The 21,639-nt window shown below is 38.1% G+C and carries 20 protein-coding genes; all 20 read left to right on the top strand.

What is annotated here, in order from left to right; all coding sequences use genetic code 11:
• Positions 1–5: 5 nt before the first annotated feature.
• The 20 genes from QFZ87_RS19620 (at position 6) to ftsA (ending at position 21,627) form a co-directional block, all read left to right on the top strand.
• Positions 6–908 (top strand): 2-dehydropantoate 2-reductase, encoded by a 903-nt coding sequence (locus QFZ87_RS19620; RefSeq protein ID WP_309865225.1) that lies wholly within the window; start codon positions 6–8, stop codon positions 906–908.
• Positions 905–1,300, top strand: coding sequence for a DUF3397 domain-containing protein (locus QFZ87_RS19615; protein ID WP_309865223.1), 396 nt, complete (start codon positions 905–907; stop codon positions 1,298–1,300). The genes QFZ87_RS19620 and QFZ87_RS19615 overlap by 4 nt, the downstream gene beginning before the upstream one ends.
• Before the next feature lie 86 nt (positions 1,301–1,386).
• On the top strand, positions 1,387–3,021 hold the full coding sequence (gene bshC / locus QFZ87_RS19610) for a bacillithiol biosynthesis cysteine-adding enzyme BshC (RefSeq protein ID WP_309865221.1): 1,635 nt from the start codon (positions 1,387–1,389) through the stop codon (positions 3,019–3,021).
• Between the two features lie 156 nt (positions 3,022–3,177).
• Positions 3,178–3,609: a division/cell wall cluster transcriptional repressor MraZ gene (gene mraZ / locus QFZ87_RS19605; RefSeq protein ID WP_307289041.1), complete on the top strand. Its 432-nt coding sequence runs from the start codon at positions 3,178–3,180 to the stop codon at positions 3,607–3,609.
• Positions 3,610–3,673: 64 nt separating this feature from the next.
• Complete coding sequence (rsmH, locus tag QFZ87_RS19600) at positions 3,674–4,606, top strand: 16S rRNA (cytosine(1402)-N(4))-methyltransferase RsmH (protein WP_309865218.1); 933 nt, start codon at positions 3,674–3,676, stop codon at positions 4,604–4,606.
• A 60-nt stretch (positions 4,607–4,666) separates the two neighbouring features.
• Positions 4,667–5,029 carry a cell division protein FtsL gene (gene ftsL, locus QFZ87_RS19595; protein ID WP_308080265.1) on the top strand — a complete coding sequence of 121 codons (363 nt, stop codon included), beginning with the start codon at positions 4,667–4,669 and terminating at the stop codon, positions 5,027–5,029.
• On the top strand, positions 5,026–7,272 hold the full coding sequence (locus QFZ87_RS19590; protein ID WP_309865216.1) for a penicillin-binding protein: 2,247 nt from the start codon (positions 5,026–5,028) through the stop codon (positions 7,270–7,272). The genes ftsL and QFZ87_RS19590 overlap by 4 nt, the downstream gene beginning before the upstream one ends.
• 132 nt (positions 7,273–7,404) lie before the next feature.
• Positions 7,405–9,324 (top strand): stage V sporulation protein D, encoded by a 1,920-nt coding sequence (locus tag QFZ87_RS19585; RefSeq protein ID WP_309865213.1) that lies wholly within the window; start codon positions 7,405–7,407, stop codon positions 9,322–9,324.
• A 187-nt stretch (positions 9,325–9,511) separates the two neighbouring features.
• Positions 9,512–10,972: a UDP-N-acetylmuramoyl-L-alanyl-D-glutamate--2,6-diaminopimelate ligase gene (locus tag QFZ87_RS19580; protein WP_309865210.1), complete on the top strand. Its 1,461-nt coding sequence runs from the start codon at positions 9,512–9,514 to the stop codon at positions 10,970–10,972.
• A 2-nt stretch (positions 10,973–10,974) separates the two neighbouring features.
• Positions 10,975–11,424, top strand: a complete 450-nt coding sequence (locus QFZ87_RS19575; RefSeq protein ID WP_309865207.1) for a hypothetical protein — start codon at positions 10,975–10,977, stop codon at positions 11,422–11,424.
• 1 nt (position 11,425) lies between these two features.
• On the top strand, positions 11,426–12,403 hold the full coding sequence (gene mraY / locus QFZ87_RS19570) for a phospho-N-acetylmuramoyl-pentapeptide-transferase (RefSeq protein ID WP_308080260.1): 978 nt from the start codon (positions 11,426–11,428) through the stop codon (positions 12,401–12,403).
• Entirely contained in the window at positions 12,404–13,756 is a 1,353-nt protein-coding gene (gene murD, locus QFZ87_RS19565; RefSeq protein WP_309865203.1) for a UDP-N-acetylmuramoyl-L-alanine--D-glutamate ligase, read from the top strand.
• A gap of 72 nt (positions 13,757–13,828) precedes the next feature.
• Positions 13,829–14,929 (top strand): stage V sporulation protein E, encoded by a 1,101-nt coding sequence (spoVE, locus tag QFZ87_RS19560; RefSeq protein ID WP_309865201.1) that lies wholly within the window; start codon positions 13,829–13,831, stop codon positions 14,927–14,929.
• A 337-nt stretch (positions 14,930–15,266) separates the two neighbouring features.
• On the top strand, positions 15,267–16,370 hold the full coding sequence (gene murG, locus QFZ87_RS19555; protein WP_309865198.1) for an undecaprenyldiphospho-muramoylpentapeptide beta-N-acetylglucosaminyltransferase: 1,104 nt from the start codon (positions 15,267–15,269) through the stop codon (positions 16,368–16,370).
• A 60-nt stretch (positions 16,371–16,430) separates the two neighbouring features.
• A complete protein-coding gene (murB, locus tag QFZ87_RS19550) occupies positions 16,431–17,339 on the top strand; it encodes a UDP-N-acetylmuramate dehydrogenase (protein ID WP_309865197.1) in 909 nt (302 codons plus the stop codon).
• A gap of 232 nt (positions 17,340–17,571) precedes the next feature.
• Positions 17,572–18,351, top strand: coding sequence for a cell division protein FtsQ/DivIB (locus QFZ87_RS19545; RefSeq protein WP_309865195.1), 780 nt, complete (start codon positions 17,572–17,574; stop codon positions 18,349–18,351).
• On the top strand, positions 18,338–19,048 hold the full coding sequence (locus tag QFZ87_RS19540) for a DUF881 domain-containing protein (RefSeq protein WP_309865192.1): 711 nt from the start codon (positions 18,338–18,340) through the stop codon (positions 19,046–19,048). Before QFZ87_RS19545 ends, QFZ87_RS19540 begins: the two co-directional genes overlap by 14 nt.
• Before the next feature lie 56 nt (positions 19,049–19,104).
• Entirely contained in the window at positions 19,105–19,836 is a 732-nt protein-coding gene (locus QFZ87_RS19535; RefSeq protein ID WP_309865189.1) for a DUF881 domain-containing protein, read from the top strand.
• Positions 19,836–20,198, top strand: coding sequence for a small basic family protein (locus QFZ87_RS19530; RefSeq protein ID WP_309865187.1), 363 nt, complete (start codon positions 19,836–19,838; stop codon positions 20,196–20,198). Before QFZ87_RS19535 ends, QFZ87_RS19530 begins: the two co-directional genes overlap by 1 nt.
• 124 nt (positions 20,199–20,322) lie before the next feature.
• Complete coding sequence (gene ftsA, locus QFZ87_RS19525; protein ID WP_309865184.1) at positions 20,323–21,627, top strand: cell division protein FtsA; 1,305 nt, start codon at positions 20,323–20,325, stop codon at positions 21,625–21,627.
• The last annotated feature ends 12 nt before the right edge of the window (positions 21,628–21,639 follow it).

Here is a 21,639-nt window from a genome sequence, read left to right as displayed (position 1 = left end):
ATATCATGAAGGTTGGAATCATTGGGGCTGGGTCAATTGGACTATTATTTGCATCCTATATCAGTAAATATTATAAGGTAACTGTTTATACAAGGACTGAAAATCAAGCTTCGCAAATTAATGAAAATGGAATTATTCTTCAAAAAAAAGCCGAAAGAACGGTATCCTTCGTCAAGGCACTTCCTATTTCAAAGTGGAAGGGAACCGAAGATGTAACCCTTATTACGGTTAAACAATATCAACTTACTCCAGTGTTAGAGATTATAAATCAGCTTCCTGATTACCCTGACAACCTATTATTTTTACAAAATGGTATGGGGCATTTAAAGTGGTTAAAAGAATTAAAAAATAAAAATATTTTTGTTGGTACAGTTGAACATGGTGCGTTGAAGGAAAATGCCTTTACTGTCAGCCATAATGGTAAAGGGGCAACAAATGTGGCGCCTTTTAGAGGTGATTTCTCCTTCTTACAAAACTTTTCAGCTGCAGTACCTTCTGATTTTCCAATTCATGTGCAAGAAGATTATTATTCGATGCTAATGAATAAATTAATTGTTAATGCGGTTATCAATCCATTAACTTCGATTCTGCATGTGAAAAATGGGGAATTGATTCAGAATGAACATTTTTTTCGCGTTTTAAAGAACCTTTTTGATGAAATATCCTTCATTTTGAACTTAGACCACCCAGAGGAACACCTTCGACAAGTGATGGAAATCTGTAAGAAAACTGCCGAGAATCGTTCCTCTATGTTAAAAGATATCGAGGCGAATCGGCTGACAGAAGTAGACGCCATTCTTGGTTTTATCCTTGAGGAGGCAAACAAGCAAGAAAAACAGGCTCCTCTATTAGAGAACGTCTATCATTTTATTAAGGGAAAAGAACCAGCAAAGGGGGGAGTGTTGTGAGTAGTATTCTGTCCTCTGTGTTAACAGTTTTTTTTGCATTACCAATTTTGGGCTCTATTTTGGTTTTTTTATTTGGAAAAGTAATAACAAAAAATTCACGGAGATCTCTTCATATCGCACTAGATTACACCACTATTTTATATATTATTTCTGTCCACTTTTTAATTGTTACGATTTGGGAAATATCATTGTTTTGGTTAATAATACTAATAATGATAGTGATAGCAATGATGTTTGTTCTTATTCATTGGAAAGTTAAGGAAGAGATCATTCTTCAAAAGGTTATGAAAGGCTTTTGGCGATTTAATTTTATGCTGTTTTTCCTAGTGTACATTGCCCTCACTTTTTATGGTTTAATTTCAAGTGTTGTCACTTTTAGCTTTTCAACATAAAAATGAGCGGATGGTTTTTTCAAATAGGGCAGGTAGTGATATACTCGTTAGGAATGAATATCAGTGATCAGAAAGGGAGTACATAAATGGAGATTTTAAATCTCTCTTTACCAGCAACGAATCGGTTTGCTTCTAATTATTTGGAACAATCTGCTGATATCCAGCCTTTTTTTCACTATCGGTACAATGATGTAGAAGAAGATAAGAAAAGAATGGCGGAATTAGGCGGTAGAATATTTCCTCGTAGAGAGGTAGCTGCACACATAGAATCCTTCATGGAACGCTTTCCAACTTCAAAGGCTGTAAAGAAATCAATAGAAAAATTAAGACAAAATGATAGCGTCGTTGTCATTGGTGGCCAACAGGCTGGAATTCTTACAGGACCGCTTTATTCCATCCATAAGGTCATCTCGATTATTAAATTAGCAGAACAAAAAGAAAGACAACTAGGTGTTCCTGTGGTACCTGTTTTTTGGATTGCTGGCGAAGACCATGATTTTCAAGAAGTAAATCATGTATTTGTGCCTGTTAACCAAAAAGTTGACAAATGGACCTACCCTGAAAGAGTACTCCAAAAGAAAATGGTATCGGATATAGAACTAAATAAAGATGTATGTTTAACATGGGTACAAAACATCATTGGAAATTTTGGTGAAACAGAACATACAAATACTCTTTTGCAGTTTGCAGAAGAACAAGTTAGTAGGTCCAAGAACTTCGTTGATTTTTTTGCCAACATTATTATGGAATTGTTCAAGGATTATGGATTGTTGATTGTTGATTCAGGTAATAAAGATTTTCGTTTAATACAAAGGGACTTCTTTACTCAGCAAATAGAACAACATGAAACCATCACGTTTTCGGTCCTTGAGCAGCAAAAGCAAATTGGAAATAAAGGCTACCCGATTACTATTGATATTAGTGACCAAGCTGCAAACCTATTCTTTTATGATCAAAAAGAAAATGAGCGTATCCTCCTAGAATATAATCGAGAATTGAACCGTTTTGTGGGGAAAAGTGGAACAGCTTCTTTTTCAAAAGAAGAATTAATGGAGCTTGTGAGCACAAAACCGGAACAATTAAGCAATAATGTGGTGACTCGTCCCCTTATGCAAGAATGGCTATTTCCAACCTTAGCATTTATTGCAGGGCCTGGGGAGATTTCCTATTGGGCAGAGCTAAAACTTGTATTTGAGCATTTCCGTATTAAAATGCCGCCGATTGTCCCACGCCTAAATATTACATTCCTGGATCGGTCTGTTGAAACAGATATTTCTGATTTAAAGTTAAATATAACAGATATTTTAACTAGAGGGACGGAACAAGAAAAGGAAAGCTTTCTTTCAACTATTAAGGATGTAGAGTTAGAAGAGATGTTTTCAAAGGCAAAAGCTGATTTAATGGAGCAGTATCAGCTTATTGAAGTAAAAACAGAGGAACTTGACCGAGGACTGCTTCCGATGCTAAAGAAAAATGAAGCGTACTTACTGAAAGAAATTAACTTTATGCAATCAAGACTTGAAGATTCGGTTAAGTTTAGACATAATCTGATATTGAATAAATATGCTCGAGTGGACCTAGCATTAAGGCCAGATGGTTTTCCACAAGAACGTGTTTGGAATGTATTTTATTATTTGAACGAATATGGATTGACATTTATTAAAGATATCATGACAGAGGCATTTGAATTTGATGGTAGCCATAAGGTTATAAAAATGTAGAAAAACTTCACTATTGCAGTGAAGTTTTTCTTTTTTTTGTAAAAATTCAACTGGGTAAAAAAGGATTTTATAGAAATAGGGGCGAATAGTTAAAAAATAGGTGGTGAAAAGTGGGGGAATGTGGTACATTTTTTATAGAAAGTGGGGGTAATGGGTATGTTCATGGGTGAATACCATCACAGCATTGATAATAAAGGCCGTTTGATTGTGCCCTCCAAATTCCGAGATGAACTTGGCGACATGTTTATCATTACTCGTGGATTGGATCAATGTTTATTTGGTTACCCAGTATCAGAGTGGGGACTTATTGAAGAGAAATTAAAAGGCTTACCTCTGACAAAAAAGGATGCCCGTGCTTTTACTCGTTTCTTCTTTTCAGGAGCAACAGAGAGTGAACTTGATAAGCAAGGAAGAATAAATATTCCTACACCACTTTTGCAATATGCAAAGCTAGAAAAAGAATGCGTAATTTTGGGTGTTTCCAATCGAATCGAAATTTGGAGTAAACAGATTTGGGAAGACTATTTTACACAGTCTGAAGAATCTTTTGCGGAAATTGCAGAAAATATGATTGGCTTTGATATATAATGGATAAGTTATATTAATATATTTTCTGTTAGATTTCGCTTGATTGGAAAAGGTGGTACGAAAAATGTTTGAACATACAACTGTGTTATTAAAAGAAGCTGTTGACGGACTAAATATTAAGTCGGATGGTATTTATGTTGATTGTACTTTGGGTGGGGCTGGACATAGTTCGCTCATACTCTCAAGACTTGGCGACAATGGTAAATTGTTTGCATTTGACCAAGATGAAATAGCAATCGCACATGCTAAAGAGAAATTATCTGAATACGGTAGTCGATTAGAGATTGTTAAAAGCAATTTCTTGTACTTAAAAGAGGAACTTGAAAGTCGCGGGATTCATAAAGTTGATGGGGTTCTTTATGACCTAGGGGTTTCGTCTCCGCAATTGGACACGCCTGAACGAGGTTTTAGTTACCATCATGATGCTCCCTTGGATATGAGAATGGACAATGAAGCAGATATTTCTGCATATGATGTCATCAACCATTGGGCATATGAAGATTTAGTTCGAATCTTTTTCCGCTATGGTGAGGAGAAATTCTCAAAACAAATTGCTCGAAAAATTGAAGCAGCAAGACAAGTAAAACCGATTGAAACAACTTTTGAATTAGTTGAATTAATTAAGGAAGGAATCCCTGCACCGGCAAGAAGAAAAGGGGGACATCCTGCAAAAAGGATTTTTCAAGCGGTTAGAATTGCTGTTAACGATGAATTAGCAGTTTTTGAACAATCACTAAATCAAGCGATTGATTTGCTAAACCCTGAGGGAAGGATCAGTGTAATTACCTTTCACTCACTAGAGGACAGAATTTGTAAGGCAGCATTTAAGAAGGCTAGTGAAACACCTAATTTGCCTCCAGGTTTGCCAATAATTCCAGATGAGTATAAACCAATCTTAAAGCTAGTCTCACGTAAACCAATTCTTCCATCGGAAGAAGAGTTAGAAGAAAATAATCGCGCCCGTTCTGCAAAACTTAGAATCGCAGAAAAACTTTAAATATAGAACAGGCAAAACAGCGCTTAAGCTGGAATATAAGAAAATCTGGAGGGGAAAAGATTGAGTAATCTTGCCAGGAAGTATCAACAACAACAAGAACAAGTTGAACAAAACAGCAAAAGTATTGGTGAAATAAAAATAAAAAAGTCCTGGCTCACTCCAGGGGAAAAAATCATTGGAGTCGCATTTGCTGGATTGGTTTGTTTCGGTGCCGTGCATCTAATTTCTACCCAGGCTAATATTTATGAAGTAAATAAAGATCTTCAGAATGTGGAAGCCAAAGTGAAGGAACAACAGAAGGTTAACGGCGACTTGCAGGTTCAAGTTAGTGAACTTAGTGCATATGACCGAATTTATGAAAAAGCAAAGAAAATGGGACTTGTGCTAAACGAAAATAACGTCAAGGTTGTGCAGGAAAAATGAGCAAGAAACAGCCCTATATGAATGCTGGAGCAGCGATATTGTTTGTAATATTCGGCCTGCTCTTTTTTGTATTACTTTTTAGATATTACTCAATCCAAATTACTGGAGAAGTAGGGGGACAGCCTCTTGCTGCGAAGGCACAGCAGAAGTATAACAGGGAAGGGACTCTGGCAGCAGCTAGGGGAGAAATCTTTGATCGGAATGGTGAGGTAATCGCCGAGGATACGGCAGCGTATACATTAATCGCTATTGTTGATAAAAAAATGACGACAAATCCTAAAAAGCCTCAACATGTTAAAAATCCGCGGAAAACGGCAAAAGAACTAGCTAAATATATTCAAATGGATGAAACCGAGATTTATAGTATCCTAACAAAGGGAATTTCCAAAGGAAGGTTTCAAGTAGAGTTTGGCAAGGCTGGTAAAGATATTACGCATCAAACGAAGAAAGAAATTGAAGCCTTAGAACTTCCAGGTATTACTTTTATCCGTGATTCAAAACGGTTTTATCCAAATGGGATGTTCGCTTCTCATGTAGTGGGTTATACTGACCGTGTTAAGCAAAAGGATCAAACCTATAAATCAATAGGAAAAATGGGGATTGAGAAATCATTAAACACGGAATTAACCGGAGTCGATGGTAAGATCAATTATGAGAGTGATCTATGGGGCTATCTACTCCCAGATGGAAAAGAGAAGATTACTCCAGCACAAAATGGTAATGATGTGTACTTAACGATTGATAAGAAGATTCAAACCTTTTTAGAAGATGCAATGAATAAAGTGGCAAAGGAATATAAGCCCAAAAAAATCATTGCCATTGTTGCAGATCCAAAAACAGGTAATATTTTAGCGATGGGCCAGCGTCCCTCCTTTCATCCAAAAACTAAAGAAGGGATTGATAAAAGCTGGCATAATGAAGCGGTGGAAACATCATTTGAACCTGGTTCTACTATGAAGATTTTCACATTAGCTGCAGCAGTTCAGGAGAATGTCTTCAATCCCAATGAATATTATCAGTCTGGTTCGTATCAAGTGACAAAAAAGGATAAAGCGATACATGACCATAATGGCTCAGGATGGGGAAGTATTTCATACTTAGAGGGAGTTCAGCGTTCTTCTAACGTTGCCTTCGCAAAAATTGCAAAAGAAAAATTAGGCTTTGAAAAGTTCAGAGAATACTTAACTAAATTTGGATTTGATAAACCAACGGGAATTGAACTTCCAGATGAAACCTCTGGTAAAATCCAATTTACCTATCCGATTGAAAAAATTACTACTGCATATGGGCAAGGAACGGCAATTACACCGATTCAACAAATTCAAGCAGCCACAGCCATTGCGAATGGTGGAAAGATGCTGAAACCTCATGTAGTTGAAAAGATTGTCAATCATGATACAGGTGAAACCATCAAAGAGGTTTCACCAGAGGTAGTATCAACACCAATTTCTGCTGAAACAGCAAGTAAGGTGCGAGATATACTTGAAACGGTTGTTACCTCTCCTAAGGGTACTGGTGGCCGCTATAAAATCGAGGGATATAGTGTTGCAGGTAAAACTGGAACGGCTAATATTCCGGGGCCTAATGGTAAATATATACAAGGGGTAAACGGTTATATGTTTTCCTTCTTAGGGATGGCGCCAAAGGACGATCCTAAATTAATCGTCTATGTAGCTGTGCAGGAGCCTGAATTGGAAGGCTTGGAAGCAGGCCAAGGTGCAATTCCTGTATCCGGCGTTTTTAATCCCGTAATGCAAAATAGCCTTCACTATTTAAATATTCAGCCTTCTGTCCTTGAAAAGGCATCGATTAATAAAATGGCAAATCTAAAAGGACAATCCGTTACTGAAACCGTTAAGGACTTAAAGGAAAAAAGTTTTGAAACAGTTGTGCTTGGAAATGGAACAGAAATAGTTGGACAACTTCCTAAGGCAGGGACAACTATATTAGAAGGAGAAAAGGTAATCCTCCAAACAAATGGAGAGTTAACCGCGCCGGATATGACCGGTTGGTCCCTAAGAGATGTGATGAAGGTGGCGAACCTTGCTGGTCTTAAGCTCAATTCTAAAGGAAAAGGGTATGTGGATCAGCAAAATATTAAACCAAAGTCACCTCTTAAAGAGGGGGATTTCCTCATTGTCGATTTGAAAACCCCTGAAGAACAGTGGAATGAAGAAAAAGAAGCATCGACTGATAAGGGTAAGGAACAAACCGATGACAAGGAAGAAAAGGTAAAAGATTGATTTGAAGAGGTTGACTGCAAAGTCGACCTCTTTTTACTCTGTTTTTTCAACAAGGGCTCGTTCTATTGAAAAAAGTACAAGCATATAAATGAACGATAATGGAATGCAGGAAAGAGGAGGATCGTTCATACTATGCGTGTTTCAAATGTTACTGTCCGTAAGAGACTAATGATTGCACTATTCGTTGGATTTCTGACCTTCTTAATTATTGATGTTAGACTTGGATATGTACAATTTGTTCTAGGGGATATGTTAACCGATCGAGCAAAGGGATCCTGGAGTCGGAATATTCCTTTTGAACCAGAGCGGGGACAAATTGTCGACCGGAATGGGATCCCATTAGCAACAAATATTAGTGCACCAACTGTATATGTCATCCCGCGGCAGATTAAGGATCCTGCGACAACTGCTGAAAAGCTGGCATCCGTATTAAATATGTCGAAAGAAAATGCTTATCGTGAAATTACTAAACGCGCATCATCTGTTCGTATTAAAGAAGGCAGAAAAATCTCACATGAAAAGGCAAAAGAAATTAGATCTCTTGGACTTGAAGGTGTCTATATAGGTGAAGATTCAAAGCGGCATTATCCGAATGGGAGTTATCTATCACACGTTCTTGGTTTTACAGGTGTGGATAACCAAGGATTAATGGGACTTGAGCAGTACTATGATAAAGAGTTAAATGGTGAACGGGGTGCGGTTAAATTCTATGCGAATGCCAAAGGGGAGCGCATGAATAGCATGGCCGATGATTATGAGCAACCAGTCAATGGTCTTGATTTAAAGCTGACAATAGATTCGAAAATACAAACCATTGTGGAAAGAGAGCTTGATATTGCTGAGGCGAAATACAATCCAGACGGAATAGTAGCTATTGCCATGAATCCTAATAATGGTGAAATCCTAGCCATGTCGAGCAGACCGACTTTCGATCCAGCTAATTTCCAGAATGTACCACAGGAAATATATAACAGGAACCTCCCTGTCTGGTCTACTTACGAACCAGGTTCTACATTTAAAATTATTACACTCGCAGCAGCGTTGAATGAAGGGAAGGTTAATCTGGAAAAGGAACATTTTCATGATTCTGGTTCAGTTCAAGTAGCGGGTGCACGGTTAAAATGTTGGAAAAGGGGTGGACATGGGGACCAATCCTTTTTAGAAGTAGTACAAAACTCTTGTAACCCAGGTTTTGTAGAATTAGGTGAGCGTTTAGGCAAGGATAAACTTTTTAAATATATAAAGGATTTTGGTTTTGGTCAGAAAACCGGAATTGATTTACAAGGGGAAGGGACAGGGATTCTATTCAATCTAAATCGAGTAGGTCCAGTTGAACAAGCTACTACTGCTTTTGGACAAGGTGTATCTGTTACTCCGATCCAACAGGTAACGGCAGTATCTGCTGCCATAAATGGTGGGATTTTATACAAACCGTATATTGCAAAAGAATTAATTGATCCTGTTACGAAAGAAGTGGTCATGAGGAATACCCCTGTTGAAAAGAGAAGAGTTATTACCGAGGAAACATCTAAAGAAATCCGCCATGCCCTTGAGAGTGTGGTGGCACAGGGAACTGGAGGCAAAGCGTTTGTGGAAGGTTACCGTGTTGGCGGAAAGACGGGTACCGCTCAAAAGGCTCAAAACGGGAGATACTTGGAAAATAACTTTATTGTTTCCTTTATGGGTTTTGCACCTGCGGATGATCCCCAAATAGTGGTGTATGTTGCGGTTGATAATCCTAAAGGGGTTACCGCATTTGGTGGTACCGTCACTGCACCGATTGTAGGTGCAATCATGAAGGATAGTTTAAGTGCAATGGGAATAGAACCACGTAAAGATCAAATCGAAAAAGAAATAAAGTGGCCAGATACGCCTTTATTAACATTACCTGACTTTGTTGGTCTCACAAAAGGCGAACTTCAGGAGCAGATGATTAACTTAAGAATTGATCCTAGCGGAGAAGGGGATATAGTTGTTAGACAATCCCCTAGCCCAGGAACAAAAGTAAAAGAAGGATCCAAAATAAGGTTATACTTTGGAAAAGGGGACTAAAAATAAGTAAATAGTCATCCTAAGGGGCGGTCGGAATCTATTCCGCCGCCTAATTTTTTTAAAACCTACATAACAAATAGCAAAATAAAATAATTTAATGTAAAATAAGATGGAACTTTCGCTAGTAGTCTCACTGAGGTAAATACTGGCAAGATGTATGTACTGTCATGAGAGGATTTGAGGTAAAATGAAACTACAAGAGCTACTAAAGTCTTTGCACCCAATCGTTCCCTTCAAAGGGGAGAATCCTGAAATTACATCGATTGAAAATGACAATCGGAAGGTGCAAAAAGGGAGCTTATTTATTTGTATTAAAGGCTACACAGTGGACGGCCATGATTTTGCTAAATCTGCTGTAGAAAATGGTGCGGTTGCCGTTTTAGCTGAACGCCCAGTAGCAATAGATGTACCTGTTATCCTTGTAAAGGATACTACAAGATCAATGGCTGTACTTGCGGATGTCTTTTATGAACAGCCAACGAAAAAACTGCATTTAATTGGAATCACAGGTACAAATGGAAAAACCACTACCAGTCATTTGATTGAAAAAATATTTGCCGATGCAGGTAAGAAAACAGGAATCATAGGTACGATGTATACGAAAATTGGTGAACAGATACTGGAAACGAAAAACACAACTCCAGAAAGTTTGACGCTGCAAAAAACGTTCAACCAAATGGTTGAGGCAGGTGTCGATTCAGCCGTAATGGAAGTATCTTCACATGCACTTGACATGGGGAGAGTGCATGGCTGTGATTATGATGTAGCAGTCTTCACAAATCTTTCCCAGGACCACCTTGATTACCACAAAACGATGGAAGAATACCAACGTGCTAAGAGCTTATTGTTTTCCCAACTCGGTAATACTTATAATCATAGACAGCCTAAATTTGCTATCTTGAATGCCGATGACCCAGCATCTGAAATGTATCAAAGATCAACCGCTGCACATGTTGTTACATATGGTATCGACAACCAATCTGATATTCAAGCACAAAACATACAAATGACTCCTAAGGGTACTACATTTAATTTAGTTATAAATGAGGACAGTTACCCCATTCAAATGCACCTGATTGGAAAATTCAGTGTTTATAACGTTTTAGCAAGCATTGCTTCTGCGCTAGTTTCAGGGATTGAATTGAATAAGATTATTGAATCCATAGAGGAAGTTAAAGGTGTGGCTGGACGGTTTGAATTGGTTAATGCAGGGCAAGATTTTTCAGTAATCGTTGATTACGCCCACACACCAGATAGCCTAGAAAATGTGTTGAAAACCATTCAGCACTTCGCAAAGAAAAGGATTTTTGTCATTGTCGGCTGTGGGGGAGATCGTGACCGCACGAAACGTCCATTAATGGCTCAAATTGCCTGTCGCTTGGCTACTGACCCTATTCTTACATCGGATAATCCAAGAAGTGAAGATCCAATTGCGATATTGAAAGAAATGGAAGCCGGTGTACAGGGGGAAAGCTACCAGGTTATACCTGATCGAAAAGAAGCAATTTTTACTGCTGTTAACAATGCAACGACCGGTGATGTCATTTTAATTGCCGGTAAAGGTCATGAAACCTATCAGATCATTGGTAATGTTGTACATGATTTTGATGATAGGCTGATTGCTCGGGAAGCAATTGAGGGGAGATAGGTATGTATTTAGCTTTGAACGACTTGGTCCATTTGTTTTCTGAAAAACAAGGTGTTCAGGATGATATGTTGTTTTACACTATGTCCGATCAAGCCAATGTAGCACAGCCTAGAGGTTTATTTTTGCCAATTAATGAGGAGTCTGGACAGCTTTCAGAAGCAATTGCTAATGGTGCCATTGCAGCAGTTTGGGAACAGGGGAAAAAACTTCCGCGTTATACACCAAACCATTTTCCGGTATTTATTACTGAAGATTACTCTGAGGCAATAAGAAAAATTTTAAATTATTATATAGAAAAACTAGATGGAGAAACAGTCAAGATTATGGATATAACTAACATCAAATTTTCAAATAAAAAACTTCTTAATAAAAATAAAGAGTCATATGATATAGCTGTGATGTTAAAAATGATAGCTGATCGTTGCGAAGACAATACAGAAAGGAGGGGATAGAATGAAGGAGCAAGTTATTTTCTTCACAATTGTTATGGGATTTTTAATTTCGGTTTTACTTTCTCCGATTTTTATTCCCTTCTTACGAAGGTTGAAATTTGGACAAAGCATTAGGGAAGAAGGTCCTAAATCACACCAAAAAAAATCCGGTACGCCTACAATGGGCGGTGTCATGATTTTATTTTCTATTATTATTACAACGCTAGTAATGATAGGGAAATTTTCTGATCAAATCTCTATTACAACATTTTTATTACTATTTGTTACCTTTGGCTTTGGCCTGCTAGGATTTTTAGATGATTTTATTAAAGTGGTATTAAAACGGAATTTAGGATTGACTTCAAAGCAAAAACTATTAGGCCAAATTATTATTTCTGTTGTTTTCTACCTAATATTCAAACATACAGGACAGTCAACTGAAATCAAACTCCCATTTGGCGATTATTCCTTTGATTTAGGATGGACTTATGTTTTACTCATTATTTTTTGGCTTGTTGGTTTCTCCAACGCAGTTAACCTGACAGATGGACTAGACGGCTTGGTGTCAGGCACCGCGGCTATTGCATTTGGTGCATTTGCTGTATTAGCATGGAATCAAAATAATTTTGAAATTGCAGTGTTTTCAGTGGCAGTAGTGGGGGCTGTACTGGGCTTTCTGGTATTTAACGCACATCCCGCTAAGGTATTCATGGGGGACACGGGCTCACTTGCACTTGGTGGTGCCATTGCTGCAATAGCCATTTTGACTAAGCTTGAAATCTTGTTAATTATCATCGGGGGCGTCTTTGTCATCGAAACACTTTCGGTCATTCTACAGGTCATCTCGTTTAAAACAACGGGTAAGCGAATTTTCCGAATGAGTCCCCTACATCACCATTATGAATTAGTGGGTTGGTCAGAATGGAGAGTAGTTGTTACCTTTTGGAGTGTTGGACTAATTTTCGCAGTACTTGGAATCTATATAGAGGTGTGGTTGTAATTGAAGCAGATTGAATCTTATCGTCATAAAAAAATACTTGTACTTGGTTTGGCTAAAAGCGGTGTAACTGCCGCTGCCCTACTTCATAAGCTAGGTGCGTTTGTAACAGTTAATGATAAAAAACCACTATCAGAAAATCCTGAGGCACAAGGGTTGTTAGAACAGGGGATTAAAGTGATTTGTGGGGATCACCCGATTGAACTTCTTGATGAAGGGTTCGAGCTTATTGTAAAAAACCCTGGTATCCCTTATTACAATCCAATGATTGAAGGCGCGCTAGAAAAGGGAATACCAGTTATTACTGAGGTGGAACTGGCTTACCAAATTTCAGAAGCACCATTTGTCGGTATCACTGGAACAAACGGAAAAACAACAACAACAACTTTGGTTTATGAAATGTTAAATGTCGGAAATAAAGCACCGTTAATCGCTGGAAATATCGGAACAGTGGCCTCTGGTGTTGCTCAAGCAGCAACCCATGAAAATACCATTGTCATTGAATTATCATCCTTTCAATTAATGGGGATTGATACATTTAATCCGAAAATCGCCATCATTACCAACCTTTATGATGCCCATTTAGACTATCATGGGACTAGGAAAGAGTATATTGAAGCAAAGGCTAATATCACAAAAAACCAAACTGAGCTGGAATACCTAATAATAAATGCGGACCAAGAAGATACGATGGAAATTGCCCGTCACTCAAAAGCCAGCATCATTCCTTTTTCCACTAAAAAGAAGCTGACGAATGGAGCATATATTGACGAAGGCTGGATCGTTTTTAATGGTGAAAAGGTAATGGAAATAGAAGAAATTGCGTTACCTGGAGTACATAATCTTGAAAACATCTTATCTGCTATGGCAGCTGCTAAACTATCGGGTGTGGATAATAAGGCTATTCAAGAAGTACTTCGAACGTTTACGGGTGTCAAACATCGTCTGCAATACGTTGGGGAAGTAAGTGGAAGGAAATTTTATAATGATTCAAAGGCTACCAATATTTTAGCAACAGTGAATGCACTTGCTGCTTTTGAGGCTCCTGTTATTCTCCTTGCCGGCGGACTTGATCGTGGTAATGAATTTGACGAGCTCCTTCCATATTTGAAAAATGTGAAAGCAATGATTACTTTTGGACAAACGGCACCTAAGTTGGAACGTGTCGGTAACGAGGCGGGAATAAAAACAATGAAGCGTGTCGATAATGTTGACAAGGCAGTGCCTGAAGCTTATCGATACTCTGAATCAGGTGATGTTATATTGCTTTCCCCAGCATGTGCTAGCTGGGATCAATATAAAACTTTTGAAGTCAGGGGAGACATTTTTATCGAAGCGGTGCATAAGCTTAAGTAAGGGCTTGTACCACTTTTGAGTCTCACATGTGGTGCTGCTAAGCCCTAAAACTCGTAGTTGAGGTGTATAGTGGTGCCGACAAAGAGAACAACTCCTGATTTTATTTTAATGATTGTAACTTTCACTCTGCTGGCAATAGGGCTAATCATGGTTTACAGCGCAAGTGCGATATGGGCTGAATATAAATTTGACGATTCCTTTTTCTTTGCCAAAAGGCAGACGCTATTTGCCGGAGTCGGAATTGTTGCCATGTTTTTTATCATGAACATTAATTACTGGACGTGGAGAACATGGTCTAAAACCATTTTAATCGTTTGTTTTGTATTATTAGTGTTGGTATTAATTCCTGGAATAGGGAATGTACGTAATGGATCTAGGAGCTGGATTGGAGTAGGGGCTTTCTCCATTCAGCCGTCTGAATTTATGAAACTAGCGATGATTGCTTTTTTAGCAAAATATTTGTCTGAGCGACAAAAGCTGATTACCTCCTTTAAGAAGGGGCTTGTCCCTTCTTTAGGTCTTGCATTTGTAGCCTTTGCGATGATTATGCTTCAACCCGATTTAGGAACGGGAACTGTCATGATGGGGACTTGTATCGTAATGATTTTTATTGCAGGGGCCCGCATTAGTCATTTTGCTTTCTTGGGGTTATTAGGTGTTGCTGGATTTGTTGGATTAATTGCTTCAGCACCATACAGAATAAAGAGGATTACCTCTTTCTTGGATCCTTGGTCCGATCCTTTAGGAAGTGGATTTCAAATTATTCAATCACTATACGCAATTGGTCCAGGGGGGCTTTTTGGCCTTGGACTTGGAGAAAGCCGGCAAAAGTTTTTTTACTTACCCGAGCCGCAAACCGATTTTATTTTTGCTATTCTTTCAGAGGAATTAGGTTTTATAGGTGGTTCGTTTATTTTATTACTTTTTTCCCTCTTGCTTTGGCGGGGCATTCGAATTGCGCTTGGTGCTCCAGACTTGTATGGAAGCTTCCTAGCTGTTGGAATCATCGCGATGGTCGCCATTCAAGTAATGATTAATATTGGTGTTGTAACGGGACTAATGCCAGTCACAGGGATTACATTACCATTTTTAAGCTATGGAGGCTCCTCGTTAACATTAATGTTAATGGCAATCGGTGTTCTCCTTAATATTAGCCGTTATTCAAGATATTGAAAATGACACCCTGTTCAGTAGCAGGGTTCTTTTTATTTGACTATGATAAAGCATATTGATGAAATGCTTAGTTGATTGTAGCGGAAGGTGCGAAGACTCCTGTGGGAGTGCGGGTCAGGGGAGACCCCGCAGGCGCAAGCGCCGAGGAGGCTCGCCGAAACGCCCACGGAAAGCGAAGCGCCTGGAGCGGAAATCAACGGACTGGTTTAAAAAAGCATTTTATCAAGGACCTTCTTTACATTTACTTAACAATCTTTTATCATTTGCTTTCTTTCTTCAATTTTTATAGTAATATAGGTATGCGATTAGGTGTTAAATAGTTAATGAGGTGGAAAAGATGAGAATAGCAGTAAGCGGTGGAGGAACTGGCGGTCATATATATCCGGCTCTCGCACTAATTAGAGAAATTCAAAAAGAAAACAAAAACGCTGAATTTCTATACATAGGTACAACTAATGGTTTAGAAAGTAAAATTGTTCCAAGAGAAAATATAGCATTCCAATCGATTCATATAACTGGTTTTAAACGTAAACTGTCTTTCGAAAATGTAAAAACAGTTTATAGATTCTTAAAAGGTGTGCAAGATAGTAAAAAAATATTAAGAGCATTTAAGCCTGACATTGTAATCGGTACAGGAGGTTACGTGTGCGGCCCAGTCGTTTATGCTGCGGCTAAACTTCATATACCCACGATTATTCATGAACAAAATAGCGTGCCTGGTCTGACAAATAAATTTTTAAGCAGATATGTAAACAAAATAGCAATCTGTTTTGAAGAGGCAAAGGATTATTTCCCTCAGAAAAAGATTGCTTTTACTGGAAACCCTCGAGCGTCAGAGGTCGTGGGTCAGGATGGAATACGAGGCCGACTCTCTGTTGGTCTTAGCACGACAAAGCCTGCTGTATTAATTTTTGGTGGAAGCCGAGGTGCCCGTCCAATAAATGAAGCAGTAGTTAAAGCCTTGCCTGAGTTTGCAGAAAAAATGTATCAAGTTCTTTATGTAACGGGAGATGCCCATTTTGAGGATGTAAAAAAGGAAGTAGAGTTAGTTGGAAATCCCAAGAATGTGGTGATCAAACCTTTTATTCATAACATGCCGGAAGTCCTTGCAGGTATAGATTTAGTTGTCTCGAGAGCGGGAGCAACAACAATAGCGGAATTAACCTCCCTTGGAATTCCAAGTATTCTAATTCCAAGTCCATATGTCACAAACAATCATCAAGAAAAGAATGCTAGATCCTTAAGTGATCATGGGGCGGCAGAATTATTGTTAGAAAAAGATTTGACAAGTAAAAGCCTCGTAACACACATTGACCGTATACTATTAGATAATGAAAATTTAACTGAAATGAAAGCAAAAGCTAAAAAAATGGGGGTACCGGATTCAGCAAGCAAGCTATACTCATTAATGAAAGAACTTGTGGAAACGAATCAAAAGTAGCCCAATTTACTTAATTGCATAAACTGAACTATTAGCATCTTGGAAAGTTAGGTGGTAAAAATGGAAGAAATAATAAAAGAATTACAGACGCTAAATATTGGGAAGGTGAAGGAAAATGAACTCCTAGCCAATCATACCACAATGAAAATTGGAGGTCCTGCAGACCTTTTTATTGAACCTTCGTCAGTTGAAAATTTAAAAAAAGTAATGTCTGTTATTAATAAGCATGGATTAAATTGGCGAGCGATTGGTCGTGGATCTAATCTTCTTGTATCTGATAAAGGGATTGAAGGAGTCGTAATCAAACTAAGCTCTGGACTAGACCACTTAGAGATTGACGGGACAACAATTACTGTCGGTGGTGGTCATTCGCTTGTAAGTTTAGCAACACTTATCAGTAAAAAAGGTTTAGCAGGACTCGAGTTTGCTAGTGGTATACCCGGATCAGTTGGTGGAGCAGTTTATATGAACGCTGGTGCACATGGATCAGACATTAGTAAGATCCTAACTAAGGCTCATGTTTTATTTGAAAATGGGTCTATGGAATGGCTGTCAAATGAGGAAATGAAGTTTTCCTACAGGACCTCTGTATTACAGAACAAACGGCCAGGTATTGTGGTTGAGGCTGTTTTTGATCTTGCAGCAGGCGATAGGGCGGCCATTGTGGCACAAATGCAAAAAAACAAGGATTATCGAAAAGAAACACAACCATGGAATTTCCCTTGTGCGGGTAGTATTTTCCGTAATCCACTTCCTAACTATGCAGGGAAACTTATTGAAACGGCTGGTCTAAAGGGATTTAGCATGGGTGGAGCAAAAATTTCTGAAATGCACGGTAACTTTATAGTAAATGCAGGGAACGCTACTGCCGCAGACGTCTTAGCTTTAATTCAGCATATTAAGGATACGATTTTTAACCTCTATGGAGTAAAAATAGAAACAGAGGTTGAAATAGTCGGACGTAAATAATCCTTGTATTTATTGTAAGAAATCTCTTACTAATGACAAATATTGTGTTATAATTACTGATAATATTACAGGTGGAAACTAGGAAGAAAATGAATGACGGCATGAGTTTTCGTGCCGTTGTTTCACTTTCTGTAGAGAACGTAGCCGAACTTATAGACATGCTTTATGGGCTTTATAGTGTAGGGCAACCAGCGCCCCCAAGCTAAGGCTTTTCAATTTGGAGGAATTGTGAATGGAAAAAGGTAAAATTGTTGCTCTAGAGGATCGTATTCCTAAGTTAAAGGAGCAAAGACGGCGAAAAGCAAACAAAAGGCTGGTACTCCTACTATTTTTGTTTTTTACAATGATAGTAATTATCGCTTATACACAATCCCCATTAAGCCATGTAAAGACAATTAGGATAGAAGGCAATGAAGTTTATTCTGACTCTGAAATTATTAGTAAAAGTGGTATTACTAAGACTACGAATATATGGAAAGTCAAGAAGAGTGAGGTTTCTTCGAGATTACAGGGCTTATCCGAAATAAAGGGGACAGATATTAAGATTCAATGGCCAAACACAGTTCAAATTCAAGTTAGAGAACATAAAAGAATAGCGTATCTTAAACAGGAATCAAACTATTATCCAGTTATGGAAAATGGTAAGATTTTGAAAGATAGAAATGAGGAAAAAATCCCAGTTAATTCTCCAATTCTTTTCGAATTCAAAGAAGGGGCAGCCCTAAACGAAATGGTAAAAGAGTTAGAAAATCTCCCTAGTGAAATTTTAAACTCCATTTCTGAAATTCATTATTCTCCGAAAAAAACAGACCAGTATCACATTTCCTTGTTTATGAATGACGGCTTTGAGGTAAGTGCAACTCTCAGAAGTTTTTCGGAAAAAATGATACATTATCCCTCAATCATTAGCCAATTAGATCCTAATAAAAAAGGGATAATTGATTTAGAAGTAGGCTCTTATTTTAAGGCTTTTGAACCAGAAGTGGAGGAAAAAGAAGTTGAAGAAAATTAAGGTAAGGGGTAAACACGTAATCTTGTCCCTTGTCTGCTTAGTTTTGGGGTTTATGATTGCCTTTTCTTATCATTTGACCCAACTGGAGAATCAAAAAGAAAAGCCTAGTTTGTCAGGCAAACAATATGAAAAAACTCTTGGATTAAGAAATCAATTGATTGCCCAGGAGGAGACAAATCGCAAGCTTCAAAAGGAACTAAACCAAAAACAGGACAAGGTATTAAAAAACGAGAAGGATCTTGCTAAAGAAGCACAAGTATTTTTAAACCTAGCAGAAGATGCAGAAAAATACAGGATGTACCTCGGGAAAGTCAAGGTAAAAGGAAAAGGCGTTAAAATTACTTTGACGGATGGCGCCTATGATCCGAAGGAAGATAATGTGAACAATTATCTTGTTCATGAACACCATGTTTTTAAGGTTATTAATGAATTATATATTTCCGGGGCAGCGGCGGTTGCTATTAATGGACAGAGGTTAACAAGTCATTCGTATATTGTTTGCAATGGACCGGTCATTACTGTTGATGGAGTCCCACACCCCGCGCCATTTGTCATTACAGCAATTGGTGACCCAGAAGTTTTAACTTCATCAATAAACCTGACGGGCGGAGTAAAAGACCAACTAGTAAACGATAATTTGGTTTTTTCCTTGGAAAAAGAAGATGAAATCGTGTTGAACCCAATATTAGGAAGTTAAGTTGAGGATTAAAATGTGTCCACATGAGGATTAATTTAAAAGGTTAGGTGAAAAAAGTGGACAAGCCAAAAAATTTTAGTTTTACGTTAATTGCTGCAGTGGTTGGTTTTATGATCGCTATTCAATTTCAAACTGTGAAGAAGCCTGAAGAACGTGATACAAGAGATGTTTGGCAGCTCCGTGAGGCATTGCTCAAAGAAAAAGAGCTACAGTCTAACTTATTAAGTGAAATCCGCTCAAATGAAGATAAACTATCAGCCTATGAATCTAAGCGGAAACAGAGTAAGGAGCAGGCATTACGTGATACACTTCAGGAGCTAAAGACGGAGGCAGGCTTGACAGAGGTTTCAGGTCCGGGAATAACCTTACATATTGAGCCGGTCATCGAGGATGTACAGCTAGGTACACCTGTGGCAACAACAGTTGTTTCCCCTGAATTGCTTAAAAGACTATTGAATGAACTAAATATGTACGAGGCAAAATATGTTTCCATTGATGGTCAACGAATTATAAATACCACGGTTATTAGGGATATAAATAGGGAAACAAAGATTGATGGTCATACGATCAGGACCCTGCCGGTTGAGGTTAAGGTGGGTGTAGATTCGATGAACAATGCCGAAAAATTATCAAACCAAATGAAGGTATCAAAGGCTAGAGATGAATTCTTTGCTGAAAGCTTGAGACTCAATGTTTCTTCACCTAGTCCGAATATTACTGTTCCTGCTTATGAGAATCCAATTAGGATTAGGCATATGGAACCGATAAAGGAAGGAGGCGGTTCCTAATGTGGCTTCCGTTAGTAGGACTTGTGATTGGGATCTTCCTTGGACTGTTAACAGAAATAAGTATTCCTGAAGAATATTCAAATTATTTATCAATTGCTGTATTAGCTGCCTTCGATACACTTTTTGGGGGAATAAGGGCTTATTTGCAAAATATTTATGATGAAAAGGTGTTTGTATCTGGGTTCTTTTTTAATATAATGCTTGCAGCAAGTTTAGCTTTTCTCGGTGTTCATCTTGGTGTAGACTTGTATTTAGCAGCAGTTTTTGCGTTTGGTGTCAGGTTGTTTCAAAATATCGCCGTCATAAGACGAATATTATTGACAAAATGGTCAACAAACAAAGAAAAAATAGAAAAAAATTGAACTTTTTTAAAGGGAAATATGTAGTTGTGACGAATAATTTTATAAGATATTACTATGAGAATCTATTAATGAACAAAAATGAATTGTTGTTCTACCCAAGGAGATTAAAAGGAGGTGCCAAAGAATGAACAGCAATGAAATATACGTAAGTCTTGACATCGGTACATCCAGTGTAAAAGTTATCATTGGTGAAATGGTCAATGACTCGGGCAAAGACTCGTTAAATATAATTGGTGTTGGCAATGTGAAATCTGAAGGATTACGTAAGGGATCGATTGTCGACATGGACGATACCGTTCATTCTATTAAGCGGGCGATTGAACAAGCAGAAAGAATGATTGGCATGGAGATTAGAGAAGTGGTAGTCGGAATATCAGGTCATAATGTAATGCTTCAGCACTGTCATGGGATTGTCGCTGTATCCAGCCAAAACCGAGAAATTACGAATGAAGATGTCATTCGGGTTATTGAAGCATCACATGTGGGATCCATTCCACCTGAAAGAGAGAACATTGGTGTAATTCGAAAACAATTTATTTTAGATGGTAAAGATGAAATTAACGATCCACGTGGGATGATTGGTGTTCGTCTAGAAATGGATGGTACACTTATTACTGGATCTAAATCTATCATCATAAATACATTACGCTGTGTAGAACGAGCAGGCCTAGAGATAGTAGACATTATTCTCCAGCCGTTAGCTGCAGGAGATTATGCTTTATCCAAGGATGAAAAAAATCTAGGGGTTGCCCTCATCGATATTGGTGGCGGTTCTACTACAATTGCAGTGTTCGAAGAAGGATTTTTAAAGGCGACAAGTGTTATTCCTGTTGGCGGAGATTTATTAACGAACGACCTTTCAAAAGTTTTGCACACCTCAACAGAGGATGCTGAGAAAATTAAGGTTAAATACGGACATGCCTTCTATGATATTGCATCTGAAGATGAGTTTTTCAGTGTTCCTATTATTGGCAGTGATCAACATCAACAATTTAACCAGCTCTATTTATCTGAAATTATTGAAGCAAGAATGGAAGAAATTTTTGAATTGATTGTTAATGAACTGAAGCGTCTAGGCGTAACAGATTTACCAGGTGGTTTTGTTTTAACAGGTGGAACAGCAAAAATGCAAGGGGTATTGGACCTTGCACAGGATATGTTCCAAAATCCTGTTCGCCTTGCGGTACCAGACTATATTGGTGTAAGAGAACCTCAATATACAACGGCAGTTGGTTTAATAAAATATGCTTACAAGAATGGTAGATTACCAGGTGGAAATATTGGTGGTACGGGTACATCTGTGGTAGCTGAACCAACCGAAAAAAGAGCACCAAAACAACAACATCAACCTAAAGCAAAAGTAGAAAAACATCCGGAAGAAAAGATGTCATCAAAAGTAAAAAAATTCCTTGGTTACTTTTTCGAATAAACATCTTCGAAA

Origin of the sequence: Bacillus sp. SLBN-46 (genome assembly GCF_031453555.1) — a bacterium.
Classification (GTDB): domain Bacteria; phylum Bacillota; class Bacilli; order Bacillales; family Cytobacillaceae; genus Neobacillus.
This window is presented reverse-complemented; position numbering and strand designations above follow the sequence as displayed.